Origin of the sequence: Pseudonocardia sp. SID8383 (genome assembly GCF_009864975.1) — a bacterium.
Classification (GTDB): Bacteria; Actinomycetota; Actinomycetes; order Mycobacteriales; family Pseudonocardiaceae; genus Pseudonocardia; species Pseudonocardia alni.
In genome coordinates this window covers 1-1,333 of the sequence record NZ_WWFY01000495.1, presented here as the reverse complement: position 1 = coordinate 1,333, position 1,333 = coordinate 1, and the positions used below count along the sequence as shown (strand labels likewise).

At 78.0% G+C, this 1,333-nt stretch carries 1 protein-coding gene; it reads left to right on the top strand.

Translation table 11 applies throughout. From position 1 onward, the window contains the following. The coding region (locus GTW08_RS12140; RefSeq protein ID WP_161151933.1) for a hypothetical protein at nucleotides 1-1,333 on the top strand (1,333 nt) is incomplete at both ends.

Sequence of the window (1,333 nt, the reverse complement as noted above, 5' to 3'; positions counted from 1 at the left end):
GCCGGGGCCGAGACCGGTGAGGCCCGGATCGTCCCCGGCCTGCTGCGCGACCTCGACGCCGACCGGCGCGGCGCCGTCACCCAGGTCGCCCGCTGCGTGCTGCGCTCGCTGGAGACCATCGCCGCGGCCCCGGACGCCGACCGGCTGCGCGAGGTCGTCGGCCGCCTGGTCCACCAGGGCCTGCGCGCCGAGTTCGAGGCGCTCCAGGGGCACTCCGCCCGCCAGCGCGACGACCGCGCCCGCTACGCCGCAGGCCCCGCGATCGAGATCGTGGAGCCGCTGCCCCAGGGCGGCGCCGACGTGATCCGCCGCTACCTGGACTCCCTCGACTCCGGCGGCCGGACCCGGTCCTACTTCCGCCCGCAGGAGCAGAAGGACGCCGAGCCGCACCTGCGCCGCTTCCGCGTCGCCGGTGAGGCCCCGCAGAACCACGACCACGTGGTCGCGATCGTCCACCACCTCGACCTGACCCGCCGCGACGACGAGATCGCGCGGCTGTGCTCGATGCTGGGGCTGCCGATCCCGCGGGACCCCTCCGAGCTGCCCGCGCTCACCGACACCCTGGACCGGGTGGCGGCGACCGCACGGTCGGTCGGCGCGCTCCGCCACGACGTGCTGTTCCTGCAGCAGGACTCCCCGGTCTCGGTGCCGGACCTGGCCGCCGCGGAGCGGGTCGCCCGCGCGATCGTCGACTACGACGAGCACGGCGACCCCGCCGAGGCCGCCGACGAGCTGGAGCGCCTGGCCGCCACCTGCGCCGACCGGGTGCCCGACGGGGCACGGGCCCCGGAGCACGAGGCCGTCGTCGCGGCGCTGCGGGCGCACGACCCGCAGGCCTACACCGACGCGTGCGAGGAGCTCGACCGCGCCCGGCGCGAGGTCGCCGACCGGGACGAGCTGGACCGGCTGCTCGGCGAGCTCGCCGGGACCCACCCACAGCTCGCCGAGACCTGGGCGGCCGACGCCGGCCGCGGCGTCCCGGGCTTCGGCCTGGTCGTCTCCGAGCCCGTCGACGACGTCCTCGGCACGCTGCCCCCGGCGGACACCGCCGACCTGGTGGTCGTGCTGGGTGCGGGTGCGATGCAGGCCGACGGGCTGCTGCTGACCGCGGCGGCGCCGCGGATGCTCGCCGTCGTCGGGGACGAGCCGCGGGCAGCCTCGTCCGGGACGACCCTGCTCGAGGTGCTGAACCAGGCCTCGGCGCGGTTCCTGCGCGGCACCGGGGACCGCACCGCCGCCGTGCGGCCGGACCCCGCGGTCCCGGTCGTCCCGCCGCTGTCGTCGGTGCCCGCCGCCCGTACGGCCGCGGAGGCACCGGAGGTCCCGGTCGCCG